24 protein-coding genes, 1 pseudogene and 1 riboswitch are annotated in these 25,850 nt (G+C 54.1%); of the genes and pseudogenes, 21 read left to right on the forward strand and 4 right to left on the reverse strand.

Annotated features, from left to right (window positions below; genetic code table 11):
• The 7 genes and pseudogenes from ACFPOF_RS08480 to ACFPOF_RS08510 form a co-directional block, all read left to right on the forward strand.
• A complete protein-coding gene (locus ACFPOF_RS08480) occupies positions 1–1,272 on the forward strand; it encodes a M20 family metallopeptidase (RefSeq protein WP_378131544.1) in 1,272 nt (423 codons plus the stop codon).
• An 87-nt stretch (positions 1,273–1,359) separates the two neighbouring features.
• Complete coding sequence (locus ACFPOF_RS08485; protein WP_378131546.1) at positions 1,360–1,752, forward strand: Rid family detoxifying hydrolase; 393 nt, start codon at positions 1,360–1,362, stop codon at positions 1,750–1,752.
• The gene (locus ACFPOF_RS08490; RefSeq protein ID WP_378131549.1) at positions 1,749–2,501 is read left to right on the forward strand and encodes an SDR family NAD(P)-dependent oxidoreductase; all 753 of its coding nucleotides are present in this window, start codon (positions 1,749–1,751) and stop codon (positions 2,499–2,501) included. The genes ACFPOF_RS08485 and ACFPOF_RS08490 overlap by 4 nt, the downstream gene beginning before the upstream one ends.
• Positions 2,502–2,562: 61 nt before the next feature.
• The gene (locus tag ACFPOF_RS08495; RefSeq protein ID WP_378131550.1) at positions 2,563–3,666 is read left to right on the forward strand and encodes an alanine racemase; all 1,104 of its coding nucleotides are present in this window, start codon (positions 2,563–2,565) and stop codon (positions 3,664–3,666) included.
• A gap of 19 nt (positions 3,667–3,685) precedes the next feature.
• The gene (locus tag ACFPOF_RS08500) at positions 3,686–4,336 is read left to right on the forward strand and encodes a cyclase family protein (RefSeq protein ID WP_378131552.1); all 651 of its coding nucleotides are present in this window, start codon (positions 3,686–3,688) and stop codon (positions 4,334–4,336) included.
• Positions 4,330–4,476: a hypothetical protein gene (locus tag ACFPOF_RS08505; protein ID WP_378131554.1), complete on the forward strand. Its 147-nt coding sequence runs from the start codon at positions 4,330–4,332 to the stop codon at positions 4,474–4,476. Before ACFPOF_RS08500 ends, ACFPOF_RS08505 begins: the two co-directional genes overlap by 7 nt.
• A 28-nt stretch (positions 4,477–4,504) precedes the next feature.
• A pseudogene (locus ACFPOF_RS08510) lies at positions 4,505–5,055 on the forward strand (fumarylacetoacetate hydrolase family protein); the annotation flags it as partial.
• Here the strand turns inward: ACFPOF_RS08510 and ACFPOF_RS08515 are convergent.
• Entirely contained in the window at positions 5,045–5,341 is a 297-nt protein-coding gene (locus tag ACFPOF_RS08515; protein ID WP_378131556.1) for a DUF3055 domain-containing protein, read from the reverse strand. The pseudogene ACFPOF_RS08510 and the gene ACFPOF_RS08515 sit on opposite strands and share 11 nt — an antisense overlap.
• A gap of 236 nt (positions 5,342–5,577) precedes the next feature.
• Here ACFPOF_RS08515 and ACFPOF_RS08520 point away from each other — a divergent pair, with 236 nt between their 5' ends.
• Positions 5,578–6,579: an HRDC domain-containing protein gene (locus ACFPOF_RS08520; RefSeq protein WP_378131558.1), complete on the forward strand. Its 1,002-nt coding sequence runs from the start codon at positions 5,578–5,580 to the stop codon at positions 6,577–6,579.
• 97 nt (positions 6,580–6,676) lie between these two features.
• On the opposite strand, the gene corA is transcribed toward ACFPOF_RS08520, so the two are convergent.
• A complete protein-coding gene (gene corA, locus ACFPOF_RS08525) occupies positions 6,677–7,612 on the reverse strand; it encodes a magnesium/cobalt transporter CorA (protein ID WP_378131560.1) in 936 nt (311 codons plus the stop codon).
• 389 nt (positions 7,613–8,001) lie between these two features.
• A riboswitch (SAM riboswitch) is annotated at positions 8,002–8,116 on the forward strand.
• A gap of 95 nt (positions 8,117–8,211) precedes the next feature.
• Between corA and metA the strand changes: the two genes are divergently transcribed.
• From metA to mqnC, 4 genes are all read left to right on the forward strand, one after another.
• Complete coding sequence (metA, locus tag ACFPOF_RS08530; protein WP_378131562.1) at positions 8,212–9,159, forward strand: homoserine O-acetyltransferase MetA; 948 nt, start codon at positions 8,212–8,214, stop codon at positions 9,157–9,159.
• A gap of 3 nt (positions 9,160–9,162) precedes the next feature.
• Positions 9,163–10,320, forward strand: a complete 1,158-nt coding sequence (locus ACFPOF_RS08535) for a PLP-dependent transferase (RefSeq protein ID WP_378131564.1) — start codon at positions 9,163–9,165, stop codon at positions 10,318–10,320.
• 21 nt (positions 10,321–10,341) lie between these two features.
• Positions 10,342–11,526 (forward strand): MalY/PatB family protein, encoded by a 1,185-nt coding sequence (locus ACFPOF_RS08540; protein WP_378131566.1) that lies wholly within the window; start codon positions 10,342–10,344, stop codon positions 11,524–11,526.
• A gap of 146 nt (positions 11,527–11,672) precedes the next feature.
• On the forward strand, positions 11,673–12,809 hold the full coding sequence (mqnC, locus tag ACFPOF_RS08545) for a cyclic dehypoxanthinyl futalosine synthase (protein ID WP_378131568.1): 1,137 nt from the start codon (positions 11,673–11,675) through the stop codon (positions 12,807–12,809).
• A 90-nt stretch (positions 12,810–12,899) separates the two neighbouring features.
• Here the strand turns inward: mqnC and ACFPOF_RS08550 are convergent, their stop codons facing one another.
• Positions 12,900–14,009 carry a GGDEF domain-containing protein gene (locus tag ACFPOF_RS08550; protein WP_378131570.1) on the reverse strand — a complete coding sequence of 370 codons (1,110 nt, stop codon included), beginning with the start codon at positions 14,007–14,009 and terminating at the stop codon, positions 12,900–12,902.
• Positions 14,010–14,135: 126 nt separating this feature from the next.
• On the opposite strand from ACFPOF_RS08550, the gene ACFPOF_RS08555 reads away from it, so the two are divergent.
• From ACFPOF_RS08555 to ACFPOF_RS08570, 4 genes are all read left to right on the forward strand, one after another.
• Complete coding sequence (locus ACFPOF_RS08555) at positions 14,136–15,017, forward strand: putative sporulation protein YtxC (protein ID WP_378131798.1); 882 nt, start codon at positions 14,136–14,138, stop codon at positions 15,015–15,017.
• Between the two features lie 1,126 nt (positions 15,018–16,143).
• A complete protein-coding gene (gene thrS, locus ACFPOF_RS08560; protein ID WP_378131572.1) occupies positions 16,144–18,084 on the forward strand; it encodes a threonine--tRNA ligase in 1,941 nt (646 codons plus the stop codon).
• A 175-nt stretch (positions 18,085–18,259) separates the two neighbouring features.
• Entirely contained in the window at positions 18,260–18,763 is a 504-nt protein-coding gene (locus ACFPOF_RS08565) for an RNA polymerase sigma factor (protein ID WP_378131574.1), read from the forward strand.
• Between the two features lie 184 nt (positions 18,764–18,947).
• Entirely contained in the window at positions 18,948–19,307 is a 360-nt protein-coding gene (locus tag ACFPOF_RS08570) for a hypothetical protein (RefSeq protein WP_378131576.1), read from the forward strand.
• Between the two features lie 90 nt (positions 19,308–19,397).
• Here ACFPOF_RS08570 and ACFPOF_RS08575 read toward each other — a convergent pair whose 3' ends face one another.
• Positions 19,398–20,678 (reverse strand): ammonium transporter, encoded by a 1,281-nt coding sequence (locus ACFPOF_RS08575; protein WP_378131578.1) that lies wholly within the window; start codon positions 20,676–20,678, stop codon positions 19,398–19,400.
• 250 nt (positions 20,679–20,928) lie between these two features.
• Between ACFPOF_RS08575 and liaF the strand changes: the two genes are divergently transcribed.
• The 5 genes from liaF to ACFPOF_RS08600 all read left to right on the forward strand — a co-directional run bounded on the left by liaF (position 20,929) and on the right by ACFPOF_RS08600 (position 25,845).
• Positions 20,929–21,870: a cell wall-active antibiotics response protein LiaF gene (gene liaF / locus ACFPOF_RS08580; protein WP_378131580.1), complete on the forward strand. Its 942-nt coding sequence runs from the start codon at positions 20,929–20,931 to the stop codon at positions 21,868–21,870.
• A 3-nt stretch (positions 21,871–21,873) separates the two neighbouring features.
• A complete protein-coding gene (locus ACFPOF_RS08585; protein ID WP_378131582.1) occupies positions 21,874–22,905 on the forward strand; it encodes a sensor histidine kinase in 1,032 nt (343 codons plus the stop codon).
• A gap of 50 nt (positions 22,906–22,955) precedes the next feature.
• On the forward strand, positions 22,956–23,630 hold the full coding sequence (locus tag ACFPOF_RS08590; RefSeq protein ID WP_378131584.1) for a response regulator: 675 nt from the start codon (positions 22,956–22,958) through the stop codon (positions 23,628–23,630).
• A 100-nt stretch (positions 23,631–23,730) separates the two neighbouring features.
• Positions 23,731–24,135, forward strand: coding sequence for a YugN family protein (locus tag ACFPOF_RS08595; RefSeq protein WP_378131800.1), 405 nt, complete (start codon positions 23,731–23,733; stop codon positions 24,133–24,135).
• A gap of 174 nt (positions 24,136–24,309) precedes the next feature.
• Positions 24,310–25,845, forward strand: coding sequence for a S1C family serine protease (locus ACFPOF_RS08600; RefSeq protein WP_378131586.1), 1,536 nt, complete (start codon positions 24,310–24,312; stop codon positions 25,843–25,845).
• The last annotated feature ends 5 nt before the right edge of the window (positions 25,846–25,850 follow it).

Genomic DNA, 25,850 nt, shown 5'->3' on the forward strand with positions numbered 1-25,850 from the left:
ATGAGAATCAGGGAATGGATCGACGCGAATCGAGACGGCATCGTCGGCCTGGCAGCGGATTTGATCCGCTTCGACACCGTCAACCGGGTAACGGACGGAACGGAAAAGGCGAGCCAGCAGTATTTGGCAACCGTGCTTGAGGAAGGGCTAGGCTTGGAAGTCGACTTGTTTTCTCCCGAGGAGGCCGAAGGATTCCGGGATCATCCCGCCTATTACCCGGGGAAGGAATATTCGGAGCGTCCTAACGTCGTCGCCAGATGGCCGGGAACGGGCGGCGGCCGGTCGCTCCTGTTCTCCAGCCACATCGACACGGCGCCCGTCGCTCCTGGCTGGGAACGAGACCCGTGGACGCCAGTCGTCGAAGGCGATCGGTTGTATGGCCTCGGGGCGTTCGACATGAAGGGCGGCCTGGCCGCGTCGGTCATGGCCGTTCGATGTCTCCGGGAGCTTGGCTATCGGCCGCAGGGCGACGTTCTCATCGAATCGGTCGTCGACGAGGAATACGGCGGAGCGAACGGGACGGTTGCCTGCCGCGCGCGTGGATACGAAGCGGATGCGGCGATCGTGCCGGAGCCGACGAATCTGGCCGTTTGTCCGGCGACGCGCGGTGGGGCGATGTGGCGCGCGACGTTCCGGGGAAGCGTCGGGATGTCGTTCAGCGGCGAGACGATCCGCAATCCGGCGTACGAGGCGGGTGCGTTTCTTTGTTATCTGGAGACGTTCGAGAAGCGGCGCGCGGAAGCCAGGGGGCCGGAGCCATGGTATGGGCACGACCGTTCTCTTCCGGTCATCGTGACGAGGGTCGAAGCGGGTGACATGCGGGCGGAACTGAACGATTCGGGTCCGGCGGAGTGCCATATCGACGTCTGGGTCGAATGTTACCCGGGCACAACGGAGGAAGCGCTTCGCGCGGAGCTGCTCGAAGGCTTTCGCGCGTATTTGGAGGAACGCGGGCTCGGTCATCGCGGGTTGCCCGATATTCGCAAGCTGATCCGCTTCTTGCCGGGAGCGGAGGTCGCGCACGATATGCCGCTCATCCGGCTTCTCGCCGAAGAGACGGCAAAGGTCGCCGGCCGTCCGGCGCTCGTTCAAGGCGCACCGTTCGCGTGCGACGCCTTCGTCTTTAACATCTACGGCCGAACGCCGGCGATCGTGTTCGGACCACCCGGCGGCAATGCGCACGCACCGGATGAGTACGTCGATATTCCGGGGCTTTGCCAACTGGTCGAGATTTACGCAAGAGCGATTGTGGAATGGTGCGGGACGGAGTAGAGAGACGGAATAGCGGCACGGTGCCGCGCGCCGCTAATCGCGCGGAAGGCGAGACGAAATAGAGAGACGCAAAGGAGACGTTCCAGGATGAGAGAAGCGGTAAACGCAGCCAAGGCCTCCAAAGGGGAAGGCCCTTATTCGCAGGCCATCGCGGCGAACGGTTTCGTGTTCGTATCCGGTCAAGGACCACTCGACCCGGAGACGGACAAGGTTGTCGAGGGAACGATCGAAGAGCAAGCCGTGTTGACGCTGAACAACGTCAAAGCGATTTTGGAGGCGGCGGGCTGCAAGATGAACGACGTCGTCAAGGTCGGGGTTTTCTTGGCCGATATGAAAGATTTCGACCGGTTCAACGCTGTTTATCGCACGTTTTTCGACCGGCCGTTGCCGGCGAGGACGTGCGTGGAGGCTGGCCTCGGGGACATTCTCGTCGAGATTGACGCGATCGCGGCCATTCCGGAGAACGGGGCGAACGTATGAGAAGATTCGTGGATCGGGTCGTTCTCGTGACGGGAGCAAGCCGGGGCATCGGCAAAGCGACGGCCGAGCGTTTCGCGGCGGAGGGGGCGAGTCTTGTCATTGTGTCCAACGACGGCGCGGAAGCGGCAGCCGTGGCGAAGGAATTGGAAGAGCGCGGGACGCGCGCGCTTGCGCTCGCCGCAGACGTCTCGTTGCCGGCGGAGGTGGACGCGGCTGTCGCCAGCGCGATCGAGGCGTTCGGAGCGATCGACGTGCTGATCAATAACGCGGGAATCGCTTGGGAGGAGTCCTTTCTGGACATCGAGGACGGCAACTGGCGGCGGATCGTCGACGTTAACCTGAACGGTATGTTTTACGTGGCCCAGCGGGTTGCCCGGTATATGGCGCAGGCCGGCCGAGGTGTGATCGTCAACATGGCGTCGACCAACGGGCTCGTCGGAGAAGAGAAGTACGCTCACTACAACGCTTCCAAAGGCGGTGTCGTACTGCTAACGAAGACGATGGCGCTTGAGCTCGGACGCAAAGGTATACGCGTCAATTGCGTCTGCCCGGGCTATATTCAGACGCCAATGAGCGAGGCGATCGATGACGAAGCGTTTCTGCGGCGCTATATCGACGAGAAAATCCCGCTCGGCAGAGCGGGAAAGACGGCGGACGTCGCTGGCGTGTTCGCCTTTCTCGCGAGCGAAGATGCAGCGTTCATTACCGGCGAAGCGATCGTTGTGGACGGCGGCCAGTTGGCGTTCTGATCGACAGAAGGCGCAACGACAAGACATAGACCGAGGGTATAGACGGAAGGGGAGACGACGAATGGCTCGTACGGAACTGCTGGATACGCCTTTCGTGATTATCGATTTGGACAAAACGGAACGAAATGTCGCTCGCATGCAGCGGATCGCGACGGAGGCGGGCGTATCTCTGAGACCCCACGCGAAGACGCACAAAATGCCGCAATTTGCTCAGATGCAAATAAACGCAGGAGCCGTCGGCGTTACGGTCGCGAAGCTCGGCGAAGCAGAGGCGATGGTCGCTGGTGGCATACGAGACATTCTGATCGCCTACCCGATCGTCGGACAGGCGAAGCTGGAGCGGCTCTCGGCGCTCGCGGGTCAATCATCGCTCGTGGTCGCGGTAGACAGCGAGGAGGCTGCGCGGGGGATCTCCGACGCCGTTTTCCGGGCAGGCGTCAGCGTCGGCATGTTGGTTGAAGTCGATTGCGGTTTCTGCCGCGTCGGTGTGCCGACGGGAGAGCCCGCCCTGGAACTGGCGCGCATTGTCGCGGGATTGCCGGGCGTGCGCTTCGAAGGGGTTCTTACGTTTGCCGGACAATCGTACGACGCGGACAGTGAAGACGCGCTGCGCCGCATTGGCGAGGAAGAGGGCCGGATCGCGGCGGAAACTGCGCGGCTGCTTGAGACGAACGGCCTTCCCGCGAAGCGGGTCAGCTGCGGTTCGACGCCGTCGTCTCCGTATGCGGCCCGCGTGCCTGGCGTCACGGAGGTCCGCCCCGGCACGTACATTTTTGGAGACTTGATGCAGGTCGGCATCGGCGCGCACAAGCTTGACGATTGTGCGCTGACCGTCAAAGTTACGATCGTCAGCAGACCCGGGCCGGGCCGGGCGGTAGTGGACGCGGGCACGAAGGTGTTCACCTCCGACGGCGGCGATTCGCGGATCGGCACAGGCAGAGGTTATGTGCTCGGGCATCCCGGTATCCGGGTTGCCTGGCTGACCGAGGAGCACGGAATGCTCGAGCTGTCTGCCGAAGATGAGACGCTGCGGGTGGGCGATACGCTCGAGATTGTTCCTGTACATTGCTGCGCCGTCGTGAACATGGTTGACGAGGTAGCGGTCGTACGCGGGAACGAGGTTGTTGCCGTCTGGCCAGTCGCGGGACGCGGAAAATCGAAATAACGGACAGAGGAGACAGCCGATGCAAGTCATTGATTTGACCGGTCCGATCCGGGCCGGCATGCGGTCCTACGGATCCCCGCTTCCACCGATCGAGATCGAGCCTGTCGCTCGTCTCGGCGATGCGGGCTGGAAAGGACACAAACTCGTTTTGCACACGCTCGCCGGCACGTATATCGAAACTGCGGATCATTTGTACGAAGGGCGCGAGCAGATCGCCGACGTTCCGGCGGAGCGATTCATCCGGCGGGCTATCGTCGCCCAACTGGCGGAGAAGGGGCCGCTGGAGCCGATTTCCGCGCGTGAGCTGGAACAGGCGGCCGGCGGCAATCTCGCGCCCGGCGACGCGCTGCTCGTGGCGACAGGGTGGGACCGCCGGTGGAACGAGAGCGATTTTGTGGAAAGCTGCCCGTATTTTATGCCAGAGGCGATGGAGTGGGTCGTCGACAAGGAAGTGGCCCTTCTTGGCCTGGATATTCCGTGCGTTCAGGATCCGAGAGCGGACGACGGGGAACTGAACCGGCTGTTTTTCCAAAAGGACCGCCTGTTGCTCGCCCCGCTCGTCGGATTAAGAAAAGCGAATCGCGCTTCGACATACCGGTTGATCGCCTTGCCCTTGAACATTCCGGGCGTGTGCGGAACGCCGTGCCGGGCGGTGCTTGCGGCATGGTGACGCTCCGGTTGATCGCGGGCGACGGACTGACGGGAGAGAAGTTGCTAGCTATAGATTGGGCATGCGGACGTAAGAAGGCGTGCTCGACGTCAGCGCAGCGGCCGTCGCGCTGGGCGTGCAGGGCGTTCCGGGAACGGTGAGCGAAGTAATCGAAGGAGGGAGGCGGCCGCGAAAGAGACGGGATTGCCGATCCCGTCGTTCCCGGTGCTTTTCAATAAATTCGGGAATGCTTTGTCCGCGCTCGGAGACGAGATCGAACTTCCGGATACTTCCGACAAAGTCGATTACGAAGCGGAGCTGGCGATCGTCATCGGGAGAAGGGCGCGTAACGTTTCCCAAGGGGAAGCGCTGGATTACGTGTTTGGCTAATGCAACGCCAAAGATCTATCCTCGCGCAATTTGCAAAACCGGACTTCGCAATGGCTGCTTGGCAAAACGTGCGACGGCTTCGCGCCACTCGGCCCTTACTTGGTCGCCGCTGACGAAGTCGGCGACCCGAACCGACTTGCGATTCGCTCCTACGTCAACGGAGAAGTCCGCCAGAACTCCCCGGCGACGTCATTCTGACCGGCACACCGGAAGGAGTCGTCATGGGCTACCCTCCGGAAAAGCAAATCTATTTGCGCGACGGCGATACGGTGACGATCGAAATCGAGATGCTGGGTTCCCTCACGAACCGAATGATTAGAAGCGGAACCAGGCAATTTTCTAGTCCGTGAAATTCACCGCACCTAGTACAAGAGTCAGAAACTGGGCCAACTCAGCGGCCTCTTCCTCGTTAATGCGGAACACCGATTCCAGCACGCCTTCCTCTTCCAGATCGTCTGGACCAAGAACGGCGCTGCGACCGAACATCATATCCGTCACAAGCTTCTTTCCGTAGAAGCGGTTGGTCGACAGAATCGCGAGATCGAACCGTTTCAAACTTGGCGTCACGAAAGTGACGAAGCGGGTTGTCGTCTGCTCGGTCGAATCGGACAGGAAGTCGTAGTCTTTCATGTTCATACGGAATAAGTCCTCCTCCTATTGAATCTCTTTATTATAAATGAACATTGTAAGTATTGCCTAACAAGTATTGCCTAAAGTCTCGCATTTTGATAATCTGTAGTTGTTCATATTGCACGATAGAGGAAGCACCTCATCGCCGATCGGCGGAGAGGTGCTTTTTTGGCGTCTTCCCCCACCGGCCCGCACGATGGACAACATAACAACGCCGCCAACGCGGTCAGGGAGGAAACGGAATGCAGGTCGTGTTTATGAATCAATTCGAGAAAGTAGTCGGGCAAGCGGAAGAGCGGTCGCACGTCTTCATCGGAGAGACGCAAGGACTATGGAGCGCTGGATGGCGTACGCTGAACGAGGGCGTTTCATCCGTGGACGAGCTATGGTACGAAGGCATGAGCTGGGAAGAGCTGCTTGCTTCGTTCCGTCACGGAGTCGCAAGCAAGATGAAGGACGGTTTTCGCCCGCTGCTCGATGGCATGTTGGAAGAAACGCCATTCTGGGAGCGCCGTCCGGCCCATCATCAGCTTCTGCAATGTTACGCGGACAATCAAGACGAGGAAGCAATGGCGTCAGCGCTGAGAACGTGGCGTAGAGCGAAGTCAGTTGAAGAGAAGCGTTCGGCCTATTTGATCGCGACGAACAGAGAACTCCAATTGCTTGCGGTGTTTAAGCCGCATACGCTGGAAGAGCTGGGGCAATTGCCGGGCTTTGGCAAGGTGAAGATGGAGCGTTATGGACAGGAACTTATCGATATGCTAAAAGATATGCCGCGCGAACGCGGCTTCCCGCTCGATGCATGGGTGGCGGAAGCTGTAAGCGATGAGATGTTGAATTATTGGCTTTTCCAGATGAAGGAGGAGAAGTATGGCAAGTCTCTTGCTGCGGTTAAGGAGAAACGTTCCTTGCTGCAAGGCATCCGCGACGGAAGAACGCTAGAACAGCTGGAGAGCGCATTGAATTGTCCGAGACGCAAACTTGTCGAACGCATCGAACGGCTGGACGAGGAAGGTTATGACGTCATGGCGATCGTCGAGCGGGAATTGACGGAGCTGCCGCCGGAAGAAGCGCTGCAGATCGAGTCCGCGCTGGGACAGATCGGGGATCGATACTTGAAACCGCTGCTTAAAGAAGTGTACGGGGAATCCGCCACGGATGCGAACGAGACGGAGAAGCGGTACGAGAAGCTTCGAATGGCAAGGATACGTTACCGTAGGACAAGCGAGGCTTCGGCCGGATAACATCAATAAGGGACCTGCCCGTCAAATGCGCGTCGATTAACGGTCGCACAAACGACGGGCGGTCCCTTATCATCTGCAGTCCACGGTTCGCCTTCTGTCATAACCAGTCCTTCTTACGGAACAGATAGAACATGCCCAAGCCGATAATGGTCATAAGCGACAAAAGCACAACGGATCCGAAATGGTAGTGCATTCCGGGAATGAAGTCGAAGTTCATTCCGTATATGCCTGTAATGAAAGTGAGCGGCATGAAGATCGTCGTTAGAGCCGTGAATACGCGCATGATTTCGTTCGCTCGGTTGGCGAGGCTGGATTGGTAAGCCTCTCGTAAGTTTCCCATCAAGTCGCGGTAAGTTTCGAACGTCTCATAAATCTTGACTGCGTTCTCGTAGATGTCTCCGAAATATTTCTGAAGCTCGTTGTCGATCAGCCGTAGTTCTTTTCTGTTGAGGGTGGAGATTAATTCGCGCTGAGGGCCGAGAACTTTCTTCAGCCACAAAATTTCGCTTCGCAGACTGATAATTTCCGTCAGATGCGACTTCTTCGTATGCATCAAAATGTCTTCCTCGAGGTTTTCGATGCGGGCTTCGATCCGATCGCCGACGGACAAGTAGTTATCGACGACGAGATCGACGAGGTGATACATGAATCGATCCGGTCTGTCGACTTCCTCTTCCCACAATATCGGCTTGACGCTGCGCAATTCGTTGATTTTCTGACGGGTAACGGTTATGAGATAATGGCGGCCGAGAAACATGTTCAAGGCGCGGAGGAAAATTTCTTCATCATCGAAGCGAATGCTATTTATGACGACGAAGTAATGGTTTTCGTAAATTTCTAGCTTTGGGCGCTGCTCTTCCTCTGTTAGACAGTCTTCGACCGCGAGGTCGTGAAGGCCGAACAGCGGCTGGATGACGGCGAGGTCCTCCAAATCGGCATCAATCCAAAAAAATCCTTCCATAGGCGGCAAAAGCGCCTCGTTAATATCCTCTATAGGCGTAAAGACGCCGTTGTTAACCAATCTGATTTTCATGGGATTCGCTCCTTTGCATGTCCGAACGGTTCATGCAGGACGAAACCCGCGCCGTAGCGATCGGCTAACGGCTGTCCAGAGAAAATCCGGACAAGGTTAGCTTCCGCTTGGCGGAGTCAGGCCCTGCTGCTTGCTTCGACAGTCTACTCGGTCCAGGTTTATCGCCTTCCATGTCCGGATTTCCCCCCTTTATAATCAAGTCAATAACGGGTTGGCAAGGTCAAATACGACGTGTTAAGTATAAGCCCCGCGCCCGCGCCTTTCAAGGAGAATTTCGGCAAATCTCGCGGGAGATTTCGCCTTTCGAGGCAGGCGCTCCGAGCCTTGACGACTCACCGGATTTGGAGTACATTTAGAGTAGTTTACCCGACAACCGAATAGGAATTGCCATCTTATCAAGAGCAGGCGGAGGGACTAGCCCTATGAAGCCCGGCAACCGGCATGTGTCAAACATGTACGGTGCTAATTCTTGCGGAGACGTGAAGCGTTTCTGACAGATGAGAGGGGCGCGCGTACGTTTTCGACACGACCCTTTCTCATATTTGGGGTCGTTTTTATTTTGCCTTTTTCAGCTTGAAACAGACGAAGGAGGAACGAACATGCCAATTAAAGTTCCGGATAATTTGCCGGCGAAGGAAGTGCTCGCGGGGGAAAATATTTTCGTCATGGACGAAAGCGTCGCTTATCATCAAGATATTCGCCCGCTTCGAATTGCGATACTGAATTTGATGCCGACGAAGGAGACGACCGAAACTCAGCTTCTGCGCCTAATTGGGAACACGCCGTTACAAGTCGAGGCGGTGCTCATTCACCCGAAAACCCACACATCCAAAAATACGTCAGCGGATCATCTGGAGACGTTCTACAAGACGTTCGACGATATTAAAGACGAAAAGTATGACGGTTTGATCATTACGGGCGCTCCGGTGGAACATCTGGAATTCGAGGATGTGAACTACTGGGAAGAATTGAAGGAAATTATGGATTGGACCGTCGACAACGTCACCTCGACATTCCATATTTGTTGGGCAGCTCAAGCAGGTCTATACCACCACTATGGCGTCCCGAAATACGGCCTGGAGGAGAAAGTATTCGGCGTGTTTCCGCACACGGTAACGAAACCGAACGTGAAGTTGCTTCGCGGATTTGACGAGACATTTCACGTGCCGCAGTCCCGCCATACGGATGTGAAACGCGAAGATGTCGCGAAAGTACAAGAGCTGGAAATTTTGTCCGAATCGGCTGAAGCAGGCGTCTATATCGCTTCGACCGCTGACGGCAAGCAAATTTTCGTTACCGGTCACTCCGAGTACGATCCGCAATCGCTGAAATGGGAATACGATCGCGACAAATCCAAAGGACTCGACATCGCCGTTCCCAAAAATTATTACCCGAATGACGATCCCACGAAGACGCCTATTTCGACTTGGAGAGCACATGCCAACCTGCTGTTTTCCAACTGGTTGAACTATTACGTCTACCAGGCGACTCCGTTCGAGCTCGGCAAAGCGAATAAAAATTCGGTGGCACAGGAAGGACGAAAGTAAACGATGAAAATCGAAAGCCGTTTAGCCCAGATCGGATCGCAGAGCGATCCCGTAACGGGAGCCGTGAGTTTCCCGATCTACCAAGCGACCGCGTTCCGCCATCCGCAGCTCGGCAAGAGCACCGGTTTCGACTACGCACGTACGAAAAGTCCGACGAGAACAGTGCTCGAATCGGCAGCCGCAGACCTGGAAAGCGGCGATGCCGGCTTCGCCTGCAGTACCGGTATGGCTGCGCTGCAAGTCGTGTTCGCTTTGTTCAGCCAGGGAGACCACTTGCTCGTCTCGCTCGATCTTTACGGAGGCACATATCGGCTGCTTGAGCAAGTGATGACCCGTTTCGGCGTGACTGCTTCCTACGTGGATACGAACGATCTTGATGCATTGGAATCCCGCCGGCAACCTAACACGAAAGCAGTGCTAATCGAGACGCCGACTAATCCGCTTATGATGGTGACTGATATTGCCAAAGTTGCGGCTTGGGCGAAGCAACATCACTTACTGGCGATCGTCGACAACACGCTGTTAACGCCTTTTTTCCAACGTCCGCTTGAGCTCGGCGCCGATATCGTCGTCCATAGCGCAACGAAATATCTCGGCGGCCATAACGACGTACTTGCAGGTTTGATCGTGACAAAAGGTGAGAAGCTATCCGCGGACATCGCGTTTCTACACAACTCCATCGGTGCTGTTCTCGGCCCGCAAGACTCATGGTTGCTTATGCGAGGCATGAAGACGCTCGCTCTGCGTATGGAACGCCATCAAGCGAACGCGATCGCATTGGCTAGCTGGCTCAAGACCCATCCGGCAGTCGAAGAGGTATATTACCCTGCCCTTCCGCATCACCCCGGACACGATATCCAGAATGCGCAATCGTCCGGTAACGCGGGTATTTTCTCGTTTAAGATGAAGGATGCCAGAACGATCGAGCCGATTTTAAGACATATTAAGCTGATCGCTTTCGCGGAAAGCCTCGGCGGAGCAGAGTCGCTCATGACGTACCCGGCCGTTCAGACACACGCTGACATCCCGCTTGAAATCCGCCAAGCGGTTGGAGTGGACGACAAGCTTCTTCGTTTCTCCGTCGGCCTCGAACATGCGGACGACTTGCGACAGGACCTGGAGCAAGCGATCGACGAAGCATTACGCGAAATCGGCAAGTAAGCGAAGCGGGAGGACGTCAACGTGAAATACGATTTTGACAAAAGAATGGATAGATCAGGAACGGCATCTTATAAGTGGGACCAATCTGAGAAGTTGTTCGGTCGTGCTGACATATTGCCGCTATGGGTTGCCGACATGGATTTCGAAGCGCCGAAGGAAGTTGTAGATGCGATTAAGCAACGGGCGGATCTCGGTATTTACGGCTATACGTTCCGCACCCAGGATTATTTCGATGCGGTGAGCGGATGGCTGGACCGCCGGCACGGCTGGAAGATCGAGCAGGAGTGGATCACTTCGAGCCCAGGCGTCGTGCCTGCACTCAGCCTGCTCGTGCTCGCGATGACAGAGCCGGGCGACGGCATTATTTTGCAGTCTCCCGTTTATTATCCGTTTTACGATGTGATTAAGATGAACGGCCGTAATGTCGTCGACAATGCACTCGTGCTTGAGAACGGACAATACCGGATGGATTTCGAAAGGCTTGAACGGCAAGCGCAGGACGGAGCGAAAATGCTTCTGCTCTGCTCGCCGCACAATCCTGGAGGAAGGGTATGGAAGCGAGAGGAATTGGAGCGTATTGGTGAAATATGCGACAAGTACGGCGTGTTCGTCGTCGTGGACGAAATTCACCACGATCTCGTGTTTTCCGGGCACAAGCATCTTCCTTACGCTTCGCTGTCGGACAAGTTCGCACAGCATTCGGCGACTTGCATAGCTACGAGTAAGACATTTAATCTCGCGGGGTTGCAGACAGCCAGCGTCATTATTCCGAACGACGAAGTTCGCCGCAAGTACAACGCACTGCTGAAGACGCTGTCGATCCACATGGAAAGCTTTTTCGGTTTGACAGCCGTTGTCAGCAGTTATAATCACGGCGAACAATGGCTTGAGCAATTGCTTGTTTACTTGGAAGGAAATCTCGATACGCTTGAGGATTTCATCAGCAAACGCCTTCCACAAGTGAAAGTGATCCGCCCTGAAGCGACGTACCTCGTCTGGATGGACTGCACGGCATTGTCCGATAAGCCGCAGGAGCTGAAGCGACTGATGTTCGAGGAAGCCGGCGTAGCGTTCAGCGAAGGCTCCGTCTTCGGCAAGCAAGGAGCAGGTTATTTGCGGGTGAATCTCGCGTGTCCGCGATCTTTGCTGCTCGAAGCGTTGGAGAAGTTCGCGAATGCAGCAAGCACATTTACGCAATCGGAATGACGAACGTGGCATATTCCAGAAAACGAAGGCAAAATTCAGCAATGCCGCGGTTTAGTCGCCTCTTAGGGTGACTGACGCGGTATTTTTATGTTACGATGGAGAAAGCGCATTTGTGAATTTAGTTACGTACGAAGGAGGGTCCTGACATGAGTCATGTGGACCGGATACTGGAAGGCGCTTTGAAAGGCAACAGACTGCAATTGGAAGACGTTGTTGCGTTGTACGAAAGCGATCAAATAGAGAAGATGGGGCATACGGCGAATTTGCTTATGCTTAAGAAGCATCCGGAGCCGATCACGACGTTTGTCGTGGGCCGGAATATCAATTATACGAACTTCTGTGACGTATATTGCCGCTTCTGTGCCTTCTATCGCCCGCCTGGTTCCAAGGAAGGTTACGTTCTGCCGGACGAAACGATATTCCAGAAGATCCAGGAGACGGTTGATGTCGGCGGGACGGAAATTCTTATGCAAGGCGGAACAAACCCGGACTTGCCATTCAGTTATTATTTGGATTTGTTGCGGGCGATTAAAGTTCGTTTCCCGCAAATTACGATGCATTCGTTCTCCCCCGCGGAAATCCGTAAAATGCAAGTTGTCGCCGGGAACATCCCGCTTGAAGACGTCGTACGTCAGCTTCATGAAGCCGGCCTCGACTCGCTCCCGGGCGGCGGTGCGGAAATATTGGACGACCGTACGCGCAAGAAGATCAGCCGACTGAAAGGCTCGTGGCGCGATTGGATGGACGTCATGACGACGGCGCACAAAATCGGCATGAACACGACGGCGACGATGGTTATCGGATTCGGCGAGTCGATGGAGGAGCGCGCGCTTCACTTGCTCCGCGTACGCGAGGCGCAGGATGAGTGCATTAACAATGGTTATCCGTCTCCGGGTTTCCTTGCTTTCATTCCGTGGACGTTCCAGCCGGACAACACGAACATGAAACGCGAGAAAGCGACGCCGGAAGAATATTTGAAGACGCTGGCGATCAGCCGGATTACGTTGGATAACATCGATAACTTCCAATCGTCTTGGGTGACGATGGGGCCGGAAGTCGGGAAGCTCTCGCTCTCCTACGGTTGCAACGACTTCGGTAGCACGATGATCGAAGAGAATGTCGTCTCGGCCGCCGGTACGACACACAAAGTCAACATCGAACTTATACTCAAGCTCATTCGCGAAGCAGGCAAAATCCCGGCGCAACGGAACACGAAATACGAGACGCTCAAAATTTACAACGAGAACGACACGGTAGAGAAAGACTATGTGATGCAGAACTAATCGAAGCTGGATTGTCCGTAAAAAAGGCTGCTCCAACAGATCAATGATCTGTCGGAACAGCCTTTTGTGCGCTTAGATAGGCGACGATTATCAGTTAAATTGCATAGCCTTCATAGCGAGCGATTCCGACAGCGATGTTTTGTTCTTGCCGGTACGTTTGGCGTCATAAAGCGCGACGTCCGCTCCGTGGAATAACGCTTCCTTGCCCATGCCGGTTTCATAATCGTTCAGTCCGATGCTAACGGTTACATTCGATCCAAGCAACGCTTCCTGGCTTTTGGCAGCGATGGAGTGACGAATATCCTCGACGATGTCGTACACTTCCTGGAAACTTTTCTCCGCGAACAACACGACGAATTCTTCCCCGCCATAACGAGCTACGATATCGTTGCTCCCGACTTTCGTCCGGACGATTTCAGCGACGCTTCGAAGAACAAGATCGCCTGCTTTATGACCGTAGGTGTCGTTAACTTTCTTGAAATTATCGATATCCATGACGGCGAGGAACAACGGCATGCCGGCGTCCGCCTGAACGGTAAGATAATCGGAATATTCATGATAAGCCATATGGTTGTAAGTGTCGGTCAAGGCGTCTGTTTTCGCCAGCTTGTCCATCATAATCGTGCGAACGAGAAGTTCTTGATTGGACTCGTAGGACGTTCGCAGGCGCATCAATATTTCCCTTCCACGCGCAAGAATGCCGAAAGCAACACCGCAATAGACCAACAGAAGGGCAAGCAGGGCGAGAAGGCCTGGATAGCTGACATGCGAATGAATAACGCTGTTAAATGTATGTAGCAGCAAAAGCGAAGCTACCGTGCTCAAGGCGGCATAAAGCAGTTTTTTCGATTGAAAGTAAAAAATGCTGATCATTACCGGGAAGAAGAGGAAAAACATCAGATATTGCAAACTGGAGTGGATCGCGCTGATGGATACGGTGAGAAGGGTGGCGGCGGTAATCATGACGTAATCGTGGAATCTGGTCAGCCGTCTGACGCCAAGTTCGGCAAGCGCAACGATCACGGTCATAATGATCGTCGGTCGGACAATAAATTTTCCAATGAAGTCGCCGGGGGAAAGTTTGGTCACCATCAGAAAGGAACATTCGACCAGAATGGATAGAAGGAGTACGGCCCAGTAGCTCTTCAGAAGAATACGGTTCCACCGTTCCTGATTGATTTCAAGCGCAGGCAAAGACATACAAACTTCCTCTCCGATTACAGCTTCATAAAATATACCATAACGGAAGCCCTATCGTATATCCCTTTTTGGGCCACCATATAGTTAGTATCAAGGCTGGAGCATGGAGGTGACGAGTTGGAAAAAGTGGAATTCGTCTTTGCGCACGGAAACGACACATCTTCGCTCGAACGGTTGGCCGCCATGTTAAATCGGACCCCTGTCGGCAGCGAACCTCCGGTCGGCAGCGTGGAATGGGAGCTGTGCCGGGAAGACGGGATGATCCGCTGCCAGTTCCCTTTGGGACCCGAACCGCAAAACAAGAAAACATACTGCGATCGGGTAGGCCGGGTACTCGCCGAATATACGCTTTACGATCAAGAACCGTCGCTTCTCCGAGCCATTTTTCGCGAGCGCTTCGGTTCGAAGGACGAAATGGAAACCGATCTGTTAATCGCCGAGACCGTGTCGTTGCTGGACGGAGAACCGGAAGTTGGCGAAAGTTGGATCGGTCGAGGCCGCGAGCGAAGATTGCAGAAACTGGCCGCTCGGTACTCCCATTATTTGGAGGGTCATGATCGGCTGCACTTGGACGGTTTCTTACGTTTTCGACTAGGGGATTACCGAGCGGAAGTCCAGGAAGCAGCTGAAACAGCTATCGAGGAACGGATGATGGAACGACAATATCAAGAATTCATGAAGCTGCTTAAGTCGATGGTGGAGTGGCAGGAGACGCGCACATCGGCCGTTCACGTTCTTCATGCGGGGGGTCATGCGTTCCGATTGCTGGACGAGGAAATGAGGCCGCTGGAGGAAGGCGTGGCGGCAAGAGAAGAGCGGCAAACATTGGCTGAGCGGCTCGAGCCCGGGGAACAGGAAGAAGAGAGCAGAGTGGTCAGCCGGCTTCTTGAGGCTTCGCCAAGACAACTATATATCCATACGCCGGAGCCCGAATCGCAAGTCATCCGTACGATCGTCGGCATATTCGGCGACCGCGCGGCCGTGTATCCCGAACAACCCGCGCATTAAGCGCAGGGGGCGACAGGGGCTGTGCTTAGGGTCTGTGCTGGCACATTAAGCTCGCCCGAGTAAGTAACTCGGTACTCGCACCCCGTGCGAGGCGGTATTAATGCGTCATCGAAAGTAACTTGGTGCTCGCGGCCCCGTGCGAGGCGGAATTAATGTGTTTTCGTAAGTAACTTGGTGCTCGCGGCCCCGTGCGAGGCGGAATAAATGCGCCATCGTAAGTAACTCGGTGCTCGAAGCCCCATGAAAGGCGGAATAAATGCGTCATCGTAAGTAACTCGGTGCTCGCGGCCCAGTGCGAGGTGGAATTAATGCGTCATCTTAAGTAACTTAGTACACGCAGCCCCGTGCGAGGCGGAATTAATGCGTCATCGTAAGTAATTTGATGCTCGCAACCCCGTGCGAGGCAGAATTAGTGTGCCATCGTAAGTAACTTGGTACACGCAGCCCCATGCGAGGCGGAATAAATGCGTCATCGTAAGTAACTTGGTGCTCGCGGCCCAGTGCGAGGCGGAATTAATGTGCCATCGTAAGTAACTCGGTGCTCGCAGCCCCGTGCGAGGCGGAATTAATGTGTCATGGTAAGTAACTTGGTGCTCGAAACCCCATGCGAGGCGGAATAAATGCGCCATCGTAAGTAACTTGGTGCTCGAAACCCCATGCGAGGCGGAATAAATGCACATCGTAAGTAACTTGGTGCTCGCAGCCCCGTGCGAGGCGGAATTAATGTGTCATCGTAAGTAACTTGGAGTCATTGCGTTCGCTAATCATGGAAAATGCCTTCTATTGACTCGGGAACCGCCGCTCGATATAATTTGTTGTATCCATAACAACCACTAAAGCGATGAGAAAGACACCGATGCTGGAAATGGACGGCCCAGAGAGAGGAACCTTGGCTGCAAGTTCCTTCCGATTACCGCCCGCATCGACCCCTTTTGAGCTGCAGGATGAACGTGTGCAATAGGTGCACCTGTATTCCTCGCCGGGTCATGACCGATATCTCATGCCAGAGTGCCGGGCTAAGGAAGCCGGTTAATGGAGGGTGGAACCACGGGCCGCATACAGAGCACCCGTCCCTTTCGGGACGAGGTGCTTTTTTTGTTGCCATTTACGAAACGGAGGAATATCCATGTCCATTCAAGTGAAATTGCCGGATGGCGCGACTCGCTCTTATGATGCGGGCGTAACGGTCGAAGACGTCGCGTTCTCGATCAGCCCCGGCTTAAAGAAAAATGCTGTCGTAGGCAAAATCGACGGCAATATCGTCGATCTCAACACCCCGATCGAAGGCGATGTCGCTCTCGAGATCGTTACGCTTGACAGCAAAGACGGGCTCGAAGTGATGAGACACAGCACGGCGCATTTGCTGGCGCAGGCGATTAAGCGTATTTACGGCGCGGACAACGTCAAGCTCGGAATCGGTCCGGTCATCGAGGACGGGTTCTATTACGATATCGATATGGAGCAGCCGATCTCGTCCGAAGATTTGGAAAAGATCGAGAAAGAAATGGAGAAAATCGTCAAGGAAAACTTGCCGATTACCCGGCGCGAAGTAAGCCGCGAAGAAGCGCTTCGTATTTTCGAGGAAATCTCCGATCCTTACAAAATCGACTTGATCAGTGCGTTGCCGGAAGGCGTCGCGATTACGATCTATGACCAGGGCGAGTTTTTCGACTTGTGTCGCGGGCCGCACTTGCCGTCCACGGGCCGGATCAAATCGTTTAAGCTGCTGAGCGTGGCCGGTGCTTATTGGCGCGGGGACAGCAAAAACAAAATGCTTCAGCGGATATACGGCACGGCTTTTGTAAAGAAAGCGGAACTGGACGAGCATCTTCATTTCCTAGAGGAAGCCAAAAAACGCGATCACCGCAAGCTTGGCCGCGAGCTCAAAATGTTCACTTTCTCCCGCGAAGTCGGTCAAGGGTTGCCGCTATGGCTTCCGTACGGCGCGAAAGTCCGCCAGACGCTCGAAAGATATATCGTCGACCTGGAAGAGCGTCTCGGTTATACGCACGTCTATACGCCGGTGCTCGCCAACGTTGAGCTGTACAAAACATCCGGACACTGGGAGCACTATCAGGAAGACATGTTCCCCAAAATGGCGCTCGATAACGAAGAGCTTGTGCTGCGTCCGATGAATTGCCCGCACCACATGATGGTATATAAGAGCGATATGCGGAGTTACCGCGACTTGCCTTTGCGGATCGCCGAGCTCGGCACGATGCACCGCTATGAGATGTCGGGGGCGCTGACTGGTTTGCACCGTGTACGGGCGATGACGCTAAACGATGCGCACATTTTCTGCCGGATGGATCAGATTAAGGAAGAATTCACGCGAGTCGTGAACTTGATTCGTCAAGTGTATGAAGACTTCGGCATTAAGGAGTATCGCTTCCGCTTGTCCTACCGCGATCCAAAGGATACCGAGAAATATTGGCCGGACGATGCGATGTGGGAAAATTCCCAACGCATGCTGCGCGAAGTCGTCGAAGAATTGAATCTTCCGTTCTTCGAAGCGGAAGGCGAAGCGGCGTTCTACGGACCAAAGCTCGACGTGCAGATCAAAACCGCGCTTGGCAAAGAAGAGACGCTTTCCACCGCGCAGCTCGACGTTCTGCTTCCGGAGCGGTTCCAGCTCGAATATGTCGGCGACGATGGCAAAAAACACCGCCCGGTCGTCATTCACCGCGGCATCATCAGCACGATGGAGCGTATGACGGCGTTTTTGCTCGAGAATTTCGCAGGCGCTTTGCCGGTGTGGCTCGCCCCGGTTCAGGCGAAGCTTATTCCGGTCAATCCGGTGTACGAGCCTTACGTCAAGCAGGTTGAAGAAAAGCTTCAGCTGGCGGGCGTGCGTGTCGAATCCGATCTGCGCAACGAGAAACTCGGTTACAAAATTCGCGAAGCGCAATTAGAAAAAATTCCTTACATGCTCGTTATCGGCGAGAACGAGTCCGCGAATGGGACGGTTTCCGTACGCAGACGCGGAGAAGGCGATCTTGGCGCGGAGACGGTAGAGCAGTTCATTGCCCGCATTACGGGAGATATCTCTTCCAAACGAGTTGATTAATATTTAGCTATAAAACCCTGCTAATCTTCGGTTAGCGGGGTTTTATTCGTGGTGACGAATTCTAAGATGGGAGTGTCGAAATTTCCCTATTAAATGGAATATATTCTCTTTTTCTCTCCCTTATGATAGAATAGTTACACTTGCAATCATGTTTCCAATAGGAGTGGCGGGACGCATGAACTTTATTCAGAATTCGAATAATCCGGAAGCGTTCTTGTCGGAAGATGAGTTACTGGACGAGCTGTATGCTCAGATGTTAAAGGTCGTACGTCATAAACTGTGGCATAAACACGATGCCGGAGACGTTGTACAGGAAGCGTGGGTACGCATTCTTGAGAAGCAGTCGACGTTGCGCGAGAAGGACAAGCTTATTCCGTGGGCGAAAGCGATTGCCGCGAATTTGGCGTCGAATGCGAACAGGGCAAGAAGGCACGAGAGAATCGACGATTTGCCGGAAAGCGAATATGCCAGCTCTAGAAGAGATACAGACCCTGAGTCGATGGCCGAATTAACCGAGTTGCTCGGATTGATGGATCCGGTAACGAGAACTTTACTGTTGTACAAGTTTTATTACGGACTGAAAGATGCGGAGATCGCTACGGCTTTGGAACTGCCGGTCGGCACGGTTAAGGCGCGCATTCACCGTAGCAAAGCGAAAATCAAAGTTCAGTTCGAGTGATGTAAGCGTTCAGCCGCCGAGCTGCAACGCTCCGAAGCGTGAGGGGCCCAAAAGGGTCCTTTTTTGCTTAACGAAGGACGGGTTCATGGCAATAATATTGCCATGGTAGTTTTCAAAATGTAATTTTTCCGTTATCATTATTACAATGTCATGAAATATGACGTGAATTAACGGAGGGGACTACATGGAGGAGCCGATAACGTCGTTGCCGGGGCGAATAGTTTCCCGTAAAAAAACGGCTGAAGTCCATAGTTTGCTGGAGGCGCTCATCGCCAAGAGGGTGCAAGAGATTGCGGAAATTGAGCAGATGGTCGAACGTTATGAACGTCGGATTCGTCTGGAAGAGCAAGCTTATCGGACAATGTCGGCTTTTCGCAAAATGTTAAGCGGCAAAAAGCCGGATCACCACCTTGCCGTCGAGTACATTCATTATGTAAAGAAGCCGCTCGAGAAAGCGAGAGGGCTAAGGGCGGAAGTCGCCAAGTATCAGCAGATGCTTAATGGAACGTTGCCTGCGGAACTATCGGATCTGCCGGAGCTTTAATCATATGCCAAATACCTAAGTCGCGAAAATAAAAGGCTCATCATCGCAAAAAGTTTGCGAGTGATGAGTCTTTGTTATTTTGCGATAACGCTATGACGGATTCCGGAGCTTGTCGACGTCGAGGAAATCGTGTTCCTGGCTGTAGGCGGGTACGCCGTGAATGCCGACGTCAAGGCCGATCAGTTCCTCGTCACGCGATACGCGGATAGGCGTGAATTTCTTGATGAGCTGCAGGGAGAGCCAAGCAAGCGCAAAACCCCATGCAGCAATAACGATAAGTCCGAGCGTTTGTACGCCGAGCAGCCGCCAACCGCCGCCATAGAACAGCCCCGCATACTTGGTTGCACCCGGTTGCGCGAATAAGCCGACAGCGATCGTGCCGATGGTGCCGCTAATGCCGTGAACGGCGAAAGCGCCGACCGGATCGTCGATTTTCCGGCTTTCCAGCTTCTCGCTGGCGATCACCATGGCGATGCCGGATACGGCTCCGATCAGAATGGCGGCGGCGTCGGAGACGAACGCGCATCCGGCGGTAATGCCGACAAGTCCTGCAAGTGCGCCGTTGATGACCATCGGCGGGTCCGCTTTACGATAACGCATCATCGTAAACAGAATACAGGTGGCGCATCCTGCTGCGGAAGCAAGCATCGTCGTAACGGCAATATGACCGATGCCTGGATGGGTTGCGCTAAGCGTGCTGCCGGAGTTAAAACCGAACCAGCCAAACCAGAGGATAAAGGCGCCGACGGAAGCGAGCGGCAAATTGGACGGCGGGACGATATTGACTTTGCCATCGGCTCCAAACCTTCCGATCCGGGGGCCGATGAGATGGGCGGCGGCGAGAGCGGCGAATCCTCCGAGCGCGTGGATGGCAGCCGATCCGGCAAAGTCGACCATGCCGAGTTGGGCTAACCAGCCGTTCGGAGACCATATCCAATGGCCGGCAATCGGATAGATCAAGCCTGTCATGAGAATCGTAAGCAAAATATATGCTTTAAAATGGATTCGTTCGGCCACGGCGCCCGACACGATAGAGATAACGGCAATGACGAACGCGTTTTGAAACAGCCAGAACGTGTCGTGGGAAATGTTTGCTGGAAGGTGTGACAGATCTCCTTCCATGAAGAAGCCGGTTATTCCGATTAAGTTGCCTTTATCACTGCCATACATAAGTGCAAACCCGATCGAGTAATAGACGAGCGCACCGAAGGCGATGTCTACGAATACTTTCATAATAATGCTGACGGCATTTTTCTGCCGTACGAATCCGGCTTCAAGCAAGGCGAATCCGCCTTCCATAAGCAAAATCATCGCCGCTGTCAGTACGACCCATATCGTGTCCAATCCTTGTGAGACTTGAGTAATATTCATAAAGACAACTCCTAGCATTATGTTGAATACCTGACATGGTTTCCGGAAATTCGAACTCATTATATCGAGATGAAGGATACGAGTCAACGAAATGTGTGATGAAAAGTGACATGAATTCATTTGCCGGTGCCCGTTCGTCTCCGTCTATGGACCGAGACAGGTTTACATCTTTCGCTGCTGTCCGAACATCTGCAATATTCGTTATAATAGAACCATAAAACGAACAACGGCAAAAAATGGAGGCGCGAACATGCATTCATCATCTGCGCAAAGACTTCTATGGGGTATCGTCGTCGTCGCGATCGGCGTTGTTTTTCTGACGAATCAGCTTGGCGTGACTAACATCAGCATCGGGCAATTGTTTTCGGATTTTTGGCCGGTGCTTTTGATTGTTTTCGGTTTACAGGGGATTTTAATGCAGCAATCCGGCGGGTTATGGTGGAACGGTATCGTGCTTGCCGCTGGCTTCTATTTCCTTGGCAGGAACTTGGGATGGTTCGACGAAAGTTTTAACGTGTTTCGGACGTTTTGGCCGATCGCCGTTATTATATTCGGCCTGGGTATGATCTTCAGGAAAGATAGGCCAGACCGCTTCCGGAGGCGGGATAGGAACCGCGACTCGTGGAATTCATTCATTCCGCCGTCGTCTCCCCCGCAGGACCACCCTCCGGGGCCGCCTCCGGCACCGCCGGAATGGGACGGGTTCGATCATGAAGAGCCGACGCCGACTGCGAAAATCAATCTCGAGAAAGAAAGCGACAGACGGGCGAATTCGCACGGTTACCCGGAATACCGCAACGATGACGGCATGAAGAGGCGCAACTTTTCCCGATTTATCGGCGATGCTCATTTCGGCGACGATTATTGGGAGCTTCGTCCGATGAACATCTCGCATTTTATCGGCGACACGACGCTCGACTTGACGAAAGCTCAAATTCCCATTGGTGTGACGAAAATCAACATTTCTTCTTTTATCGGAGACGTGAAAGTGTATGTGCCCAACGATATGGGCGTCGGCGTTCTGGTCGAGTCGAGTTGCTTACTCGGCGATGTGAAAGTGCTCGGCCAGAAACGCGAAGGGATTTTTCAACAAGTATCGATATCGACGCCTGCTTATTCAGATTCGGACAAAAAGATCGTGCTTATCGTCAGTAGCTTAATCGGCGACGTACGCGTGACGAAGGTAGGTTGAGGCATGTTCGGTCGGGTCCGGGTGGGGGCGGGCAAGTGGGAGGACGTGATCGTCTCCAGTCTTCTGTCATTACTATTATTAAGCGCGATTTACTACGGTTGGATTAGAATGTCTTCAGCAGCGCCTGACGCAGAATCGTGGTTCGGATGGACAAGTGTCGTAGTGATCGGTCAAGCTGGCATCGGTTACTGGATCGGGCAGAGAAAGCAGCGAAAGCTGGATCAGCTCGAACTGGCGATGAAGCAAGCTTCCGCCGGCAATTGGGAATCGCGGCTTCCTGTGCAGCAGGGTGACGTGTTCTCAGGCGTTAACCGCGCATTTAATGAGCTGCTCGGGGGTTTGGAATCGCGAATGAAGCTGTTGCAACAATTAGGCGAGAGAGAAATTACCGAAGACGCTACATTGCAGGAGACAGCCGTATTGGAAGAAAGAAAACGGCTTGCCCGCGACTTGCATGACACGGTAAGCCAGCAACTGTTCGCGCTTCATATGTCGGCTTCTTCACTCCCGATGTTGCTCGAACGAGATAAGGATCATGCGAAACAAGTGATGGAGCAGTTGATTGCCATGTCGTCGACCGCCCAGAAACAAATGAGAGGCCTGATCGCCCAGCTCAGACCGCTGGAGTTGCAGGGTCGAACGTTGGAAGAGGCACTTGGCCGCTGGTTCCCGGATTACTGCAGGCAGAACGGATTACAAGGAACGCTCGAAGCGGAGCTTGTCGTCCGATTATCCGAGGCGAAGGAACATCAGTTGTTTCTTATCATTCAGGAAGCGATGGCAAACGTCGTTAAACACGCAGAGGCGAAACACGTCCGGCTGTTGCTCGGCATTGTGGGGCGGCAAGTGACTTTATCCATAGAGGACGACGGCACAGGATTCAGAAGCGAACAAGTCCGAACCGGGGCTTACGGATTGTTCACGATGAGGGAGAGAGCGCAGCGCCTTGGGGGCGAAGCGGAAATCGTAACAAAGCCGGGGGCGGGAACTCGCGTGCGGGTGGCATTGCCCCTATTCGATGACAGCAATGCTTAGGGCGTGTCTGCACACGCCCTAAGCTGACGGAGTTTAAGGAGGAGCGCAAAATGGGGGAAACATCGGCGATCAAATGGAAAGTATGGATCGTGGACGATCATGAGATGGTGAGATTAGGGTTGAAGACGTATTTGTCGCTGGATTCTCGGTTCGAAGTGGTCGGCGAGTCCGGCAGCGGTAAGGAAGCCGTCGAAGAACTAAGAAGTGGAGAGATGGCTGAGCGCTCGCCGGACCTTATTCTCATGGATTTGATGATGCCGGACATGAACGGCGTCGAAGCGACTCGCGCGTTACTCGCTCTTCGTCCTTCGCTTCGGATTGTCATTTTGACCAGTTTTCTAGAGGATGAGAAGGTGGTTGAAGCGATCGAGAGCGGTGCCGTCAGCTATGTGCTGAAGACGGTGTCGGCGGAAGAATTGATTTTCGCGCTGCAAGGCGCGGTCAAGAATATGCCGGTGATGAGCGGGGATGTGTCGCAGGCGTTGACACGCGGTCTGCGTCAACGTACCGCAAGCAATGAAGCGGAAGGATTGACGGAGCGGGAGAAGGAAGTGCTGCTCCTCATTGCCGAAGGCAAGTCGAACAAAGATATTGGGGATGAACTGCACATCAGTATCAAGACGGTGAAAACCCACGTAAGCAACCTGCTTATGAAGTGTGAGCTGGACGACCGAACTCAGCTTGCCATCTATGCCCATCGCAAAGGGTGGGCGAAGGAAGGATAATTCAGAAAGCTCTGGAAACGCTAGTATAAGTCGTTCGAAGTCGGATGTCGGCATAATCGAACCCGAATTAGCGAGAAAAAGGGGGATTCCCTAAGTGCATATGCTTTCCTCATCGCTGACGACCCGGTTCGGCGATTACTTAGAATCGAAAGAAGCGTTGGAAGAACGCGGCTTCACGTTGGGCGGTAACTGGAATTACGATAACGGCTCCTTCGATTGCGCCTTGGATGATGCGAATAAAGTATGGCTCCGCCTCCCCTTCGAAGTGACGGCTGGCAGATTGGATAGCGAAGCGCCAAGCAGCGGAACGCGCATTCAATTCGGCAATCCCTATGTGCTGAAGCATCTGTATAACGAAGAGTTAGACCCCGAGATGCATACTCGGTCAATGGGAGCGTTACTAGATCAGTTTTCCGATCCGATCGATCCGGACGCTGAAATCGAAAGTCACTGGCTCAAGAAGGCGCAGATCAAATTAGACGAAGCGGAAACGTTATATCCGTAGCAACCGAAGCGGCACAAAAGTGCCGTTTCTTTGCGACCGGAAGCCTTCTGGCATTTTCCTTGCTTTTACTTGGGCTTCAGTAACGTTTAAGATAGTTTTAAGGAAACTGGTTTAAGATACGATTATGAAGTTCAGAACGTCGCCGGCAATAAACGGCGCAAGGAGGCTAACCATATGGACGAACACAACAAAAAAGACGAAGAGCTGCAAGGCTTTGCATATGACCAGGAGAAAAAAGCGGACCCTTACGCGGAAGCGCGCAGAGAGAGCGAGCCATACACATTCGGACCGTTCGGCGGTTCGGGAACGCCTTCACAGACTTACGGCCCGTCCGAGTATAGGCCGGCAGAGTCTCAGGCGGCGATCGATATCTCCTCTTCACCTTCCAAGGAGTACCGGCCCTTCACCGTATCCGGCGGTGCACCACGCGGAGAATGGGGAGCTCAACCTCCAAGACGTACATCGTTCCGCGCGATATTCATCGCTTTCCTGGTGGGAGTTATCGCCGTCGGCGGTTTGATGTATGCGGCCGATAAACAAAATTGGTTCTCGGATGTGAACGTCACCGGCACTTCTCATACGCAGGAAGCGACGGCCAAGCCGGTAAGCAATCCTGTCGGCAACTCGGGCGACGTCGTTCGGCCGAACAATATCGCGAAAATCTTCGAGCAATCATCTCCTGCGGTCGTCAAAATCGAGACCTATGCGCCGGCACAGCAAAACAACGGCGGCAGCACGTGGGATGACGATTTCTTCCGCCAGTTTTTCGGAGATGATTTCGGGGGAAATGGTAACGGCGGTAACGGAGGCAACGGCAGCGACGGAAACAGTCAGCAAGACGCTCAACCAAGCGGCATGGGTTCCGGATTTATTTTCGACTCGACCGGTTACATCTTGACGAATCAGCACGTGATTAACGGTGCAAGCAAAATCATGGTTACGATTGAAGGGCACGACACGCCGTACACGGCGAAATTGCTCGGATCGAGCTACGATCTTGACCTTGCGGTTCTGAAAATTGAAGGAAGCAACTTCCCGACGCTTAAACTCGGCGATTCGTCCAGCTTAAACATGGGCGACTGGGTGGTTGCGATCGGCAATCCGTACGGCTTCGAGCATACGGTGACGGTCGGCGTGCTTAGCTCCAACGAGCGTAAGATCAGCATCCCTGATACGAATGGAACTCGCAACTACGAGCACTTGCTGCAGACGGACGCTTCGATTAACCCGGGTAACTCCGGCGGGCCGCTGCTGAACCTGCAAGGCGAAGTCATCGGTATTAATACTGCGGTCAGCTCCCAGGCGCAAGGCATCGGGTTCGCGATTCCGACGAGCACAATCACCGAAGTGCTTGACAACCTGAAGAGCAACACGAAAATTCCACAGAAGCCGGTTCCTTTCATCGGAGCAACGCTGCAGGACGTCACGCCGGACATCGCCAAACGTCTGGAAATCGACGAGAATACGAAGGGCTCGTTCGTTCGCGAGATTGCTTTTAACACGCCGGCGTACAAAGCCGACTTGCGCCAATATGACGTGATTACGGGAATGGACGGCACGGCATACAAAACAAAAGAGGATTTGATCGCCGCCATCCAGAAGAAGAATGTCGGAGATAAAGCGAAGTTGGCCGTTCTCCGTAACGGCAAAGAAATCGAGATTACAGTGACGATCGGCAACAAAAACGACTACCAGCCGCAGCAACAATAACGAAT

Source organism: Cohnella soli (assembly GCF_042655525.1).
GTDB classification, from domain to species: Bacteria; Bacillota; Bacilli; order Paenibacillales; family Paenibacillaceae; genus Cohnella; species Cohnella soli.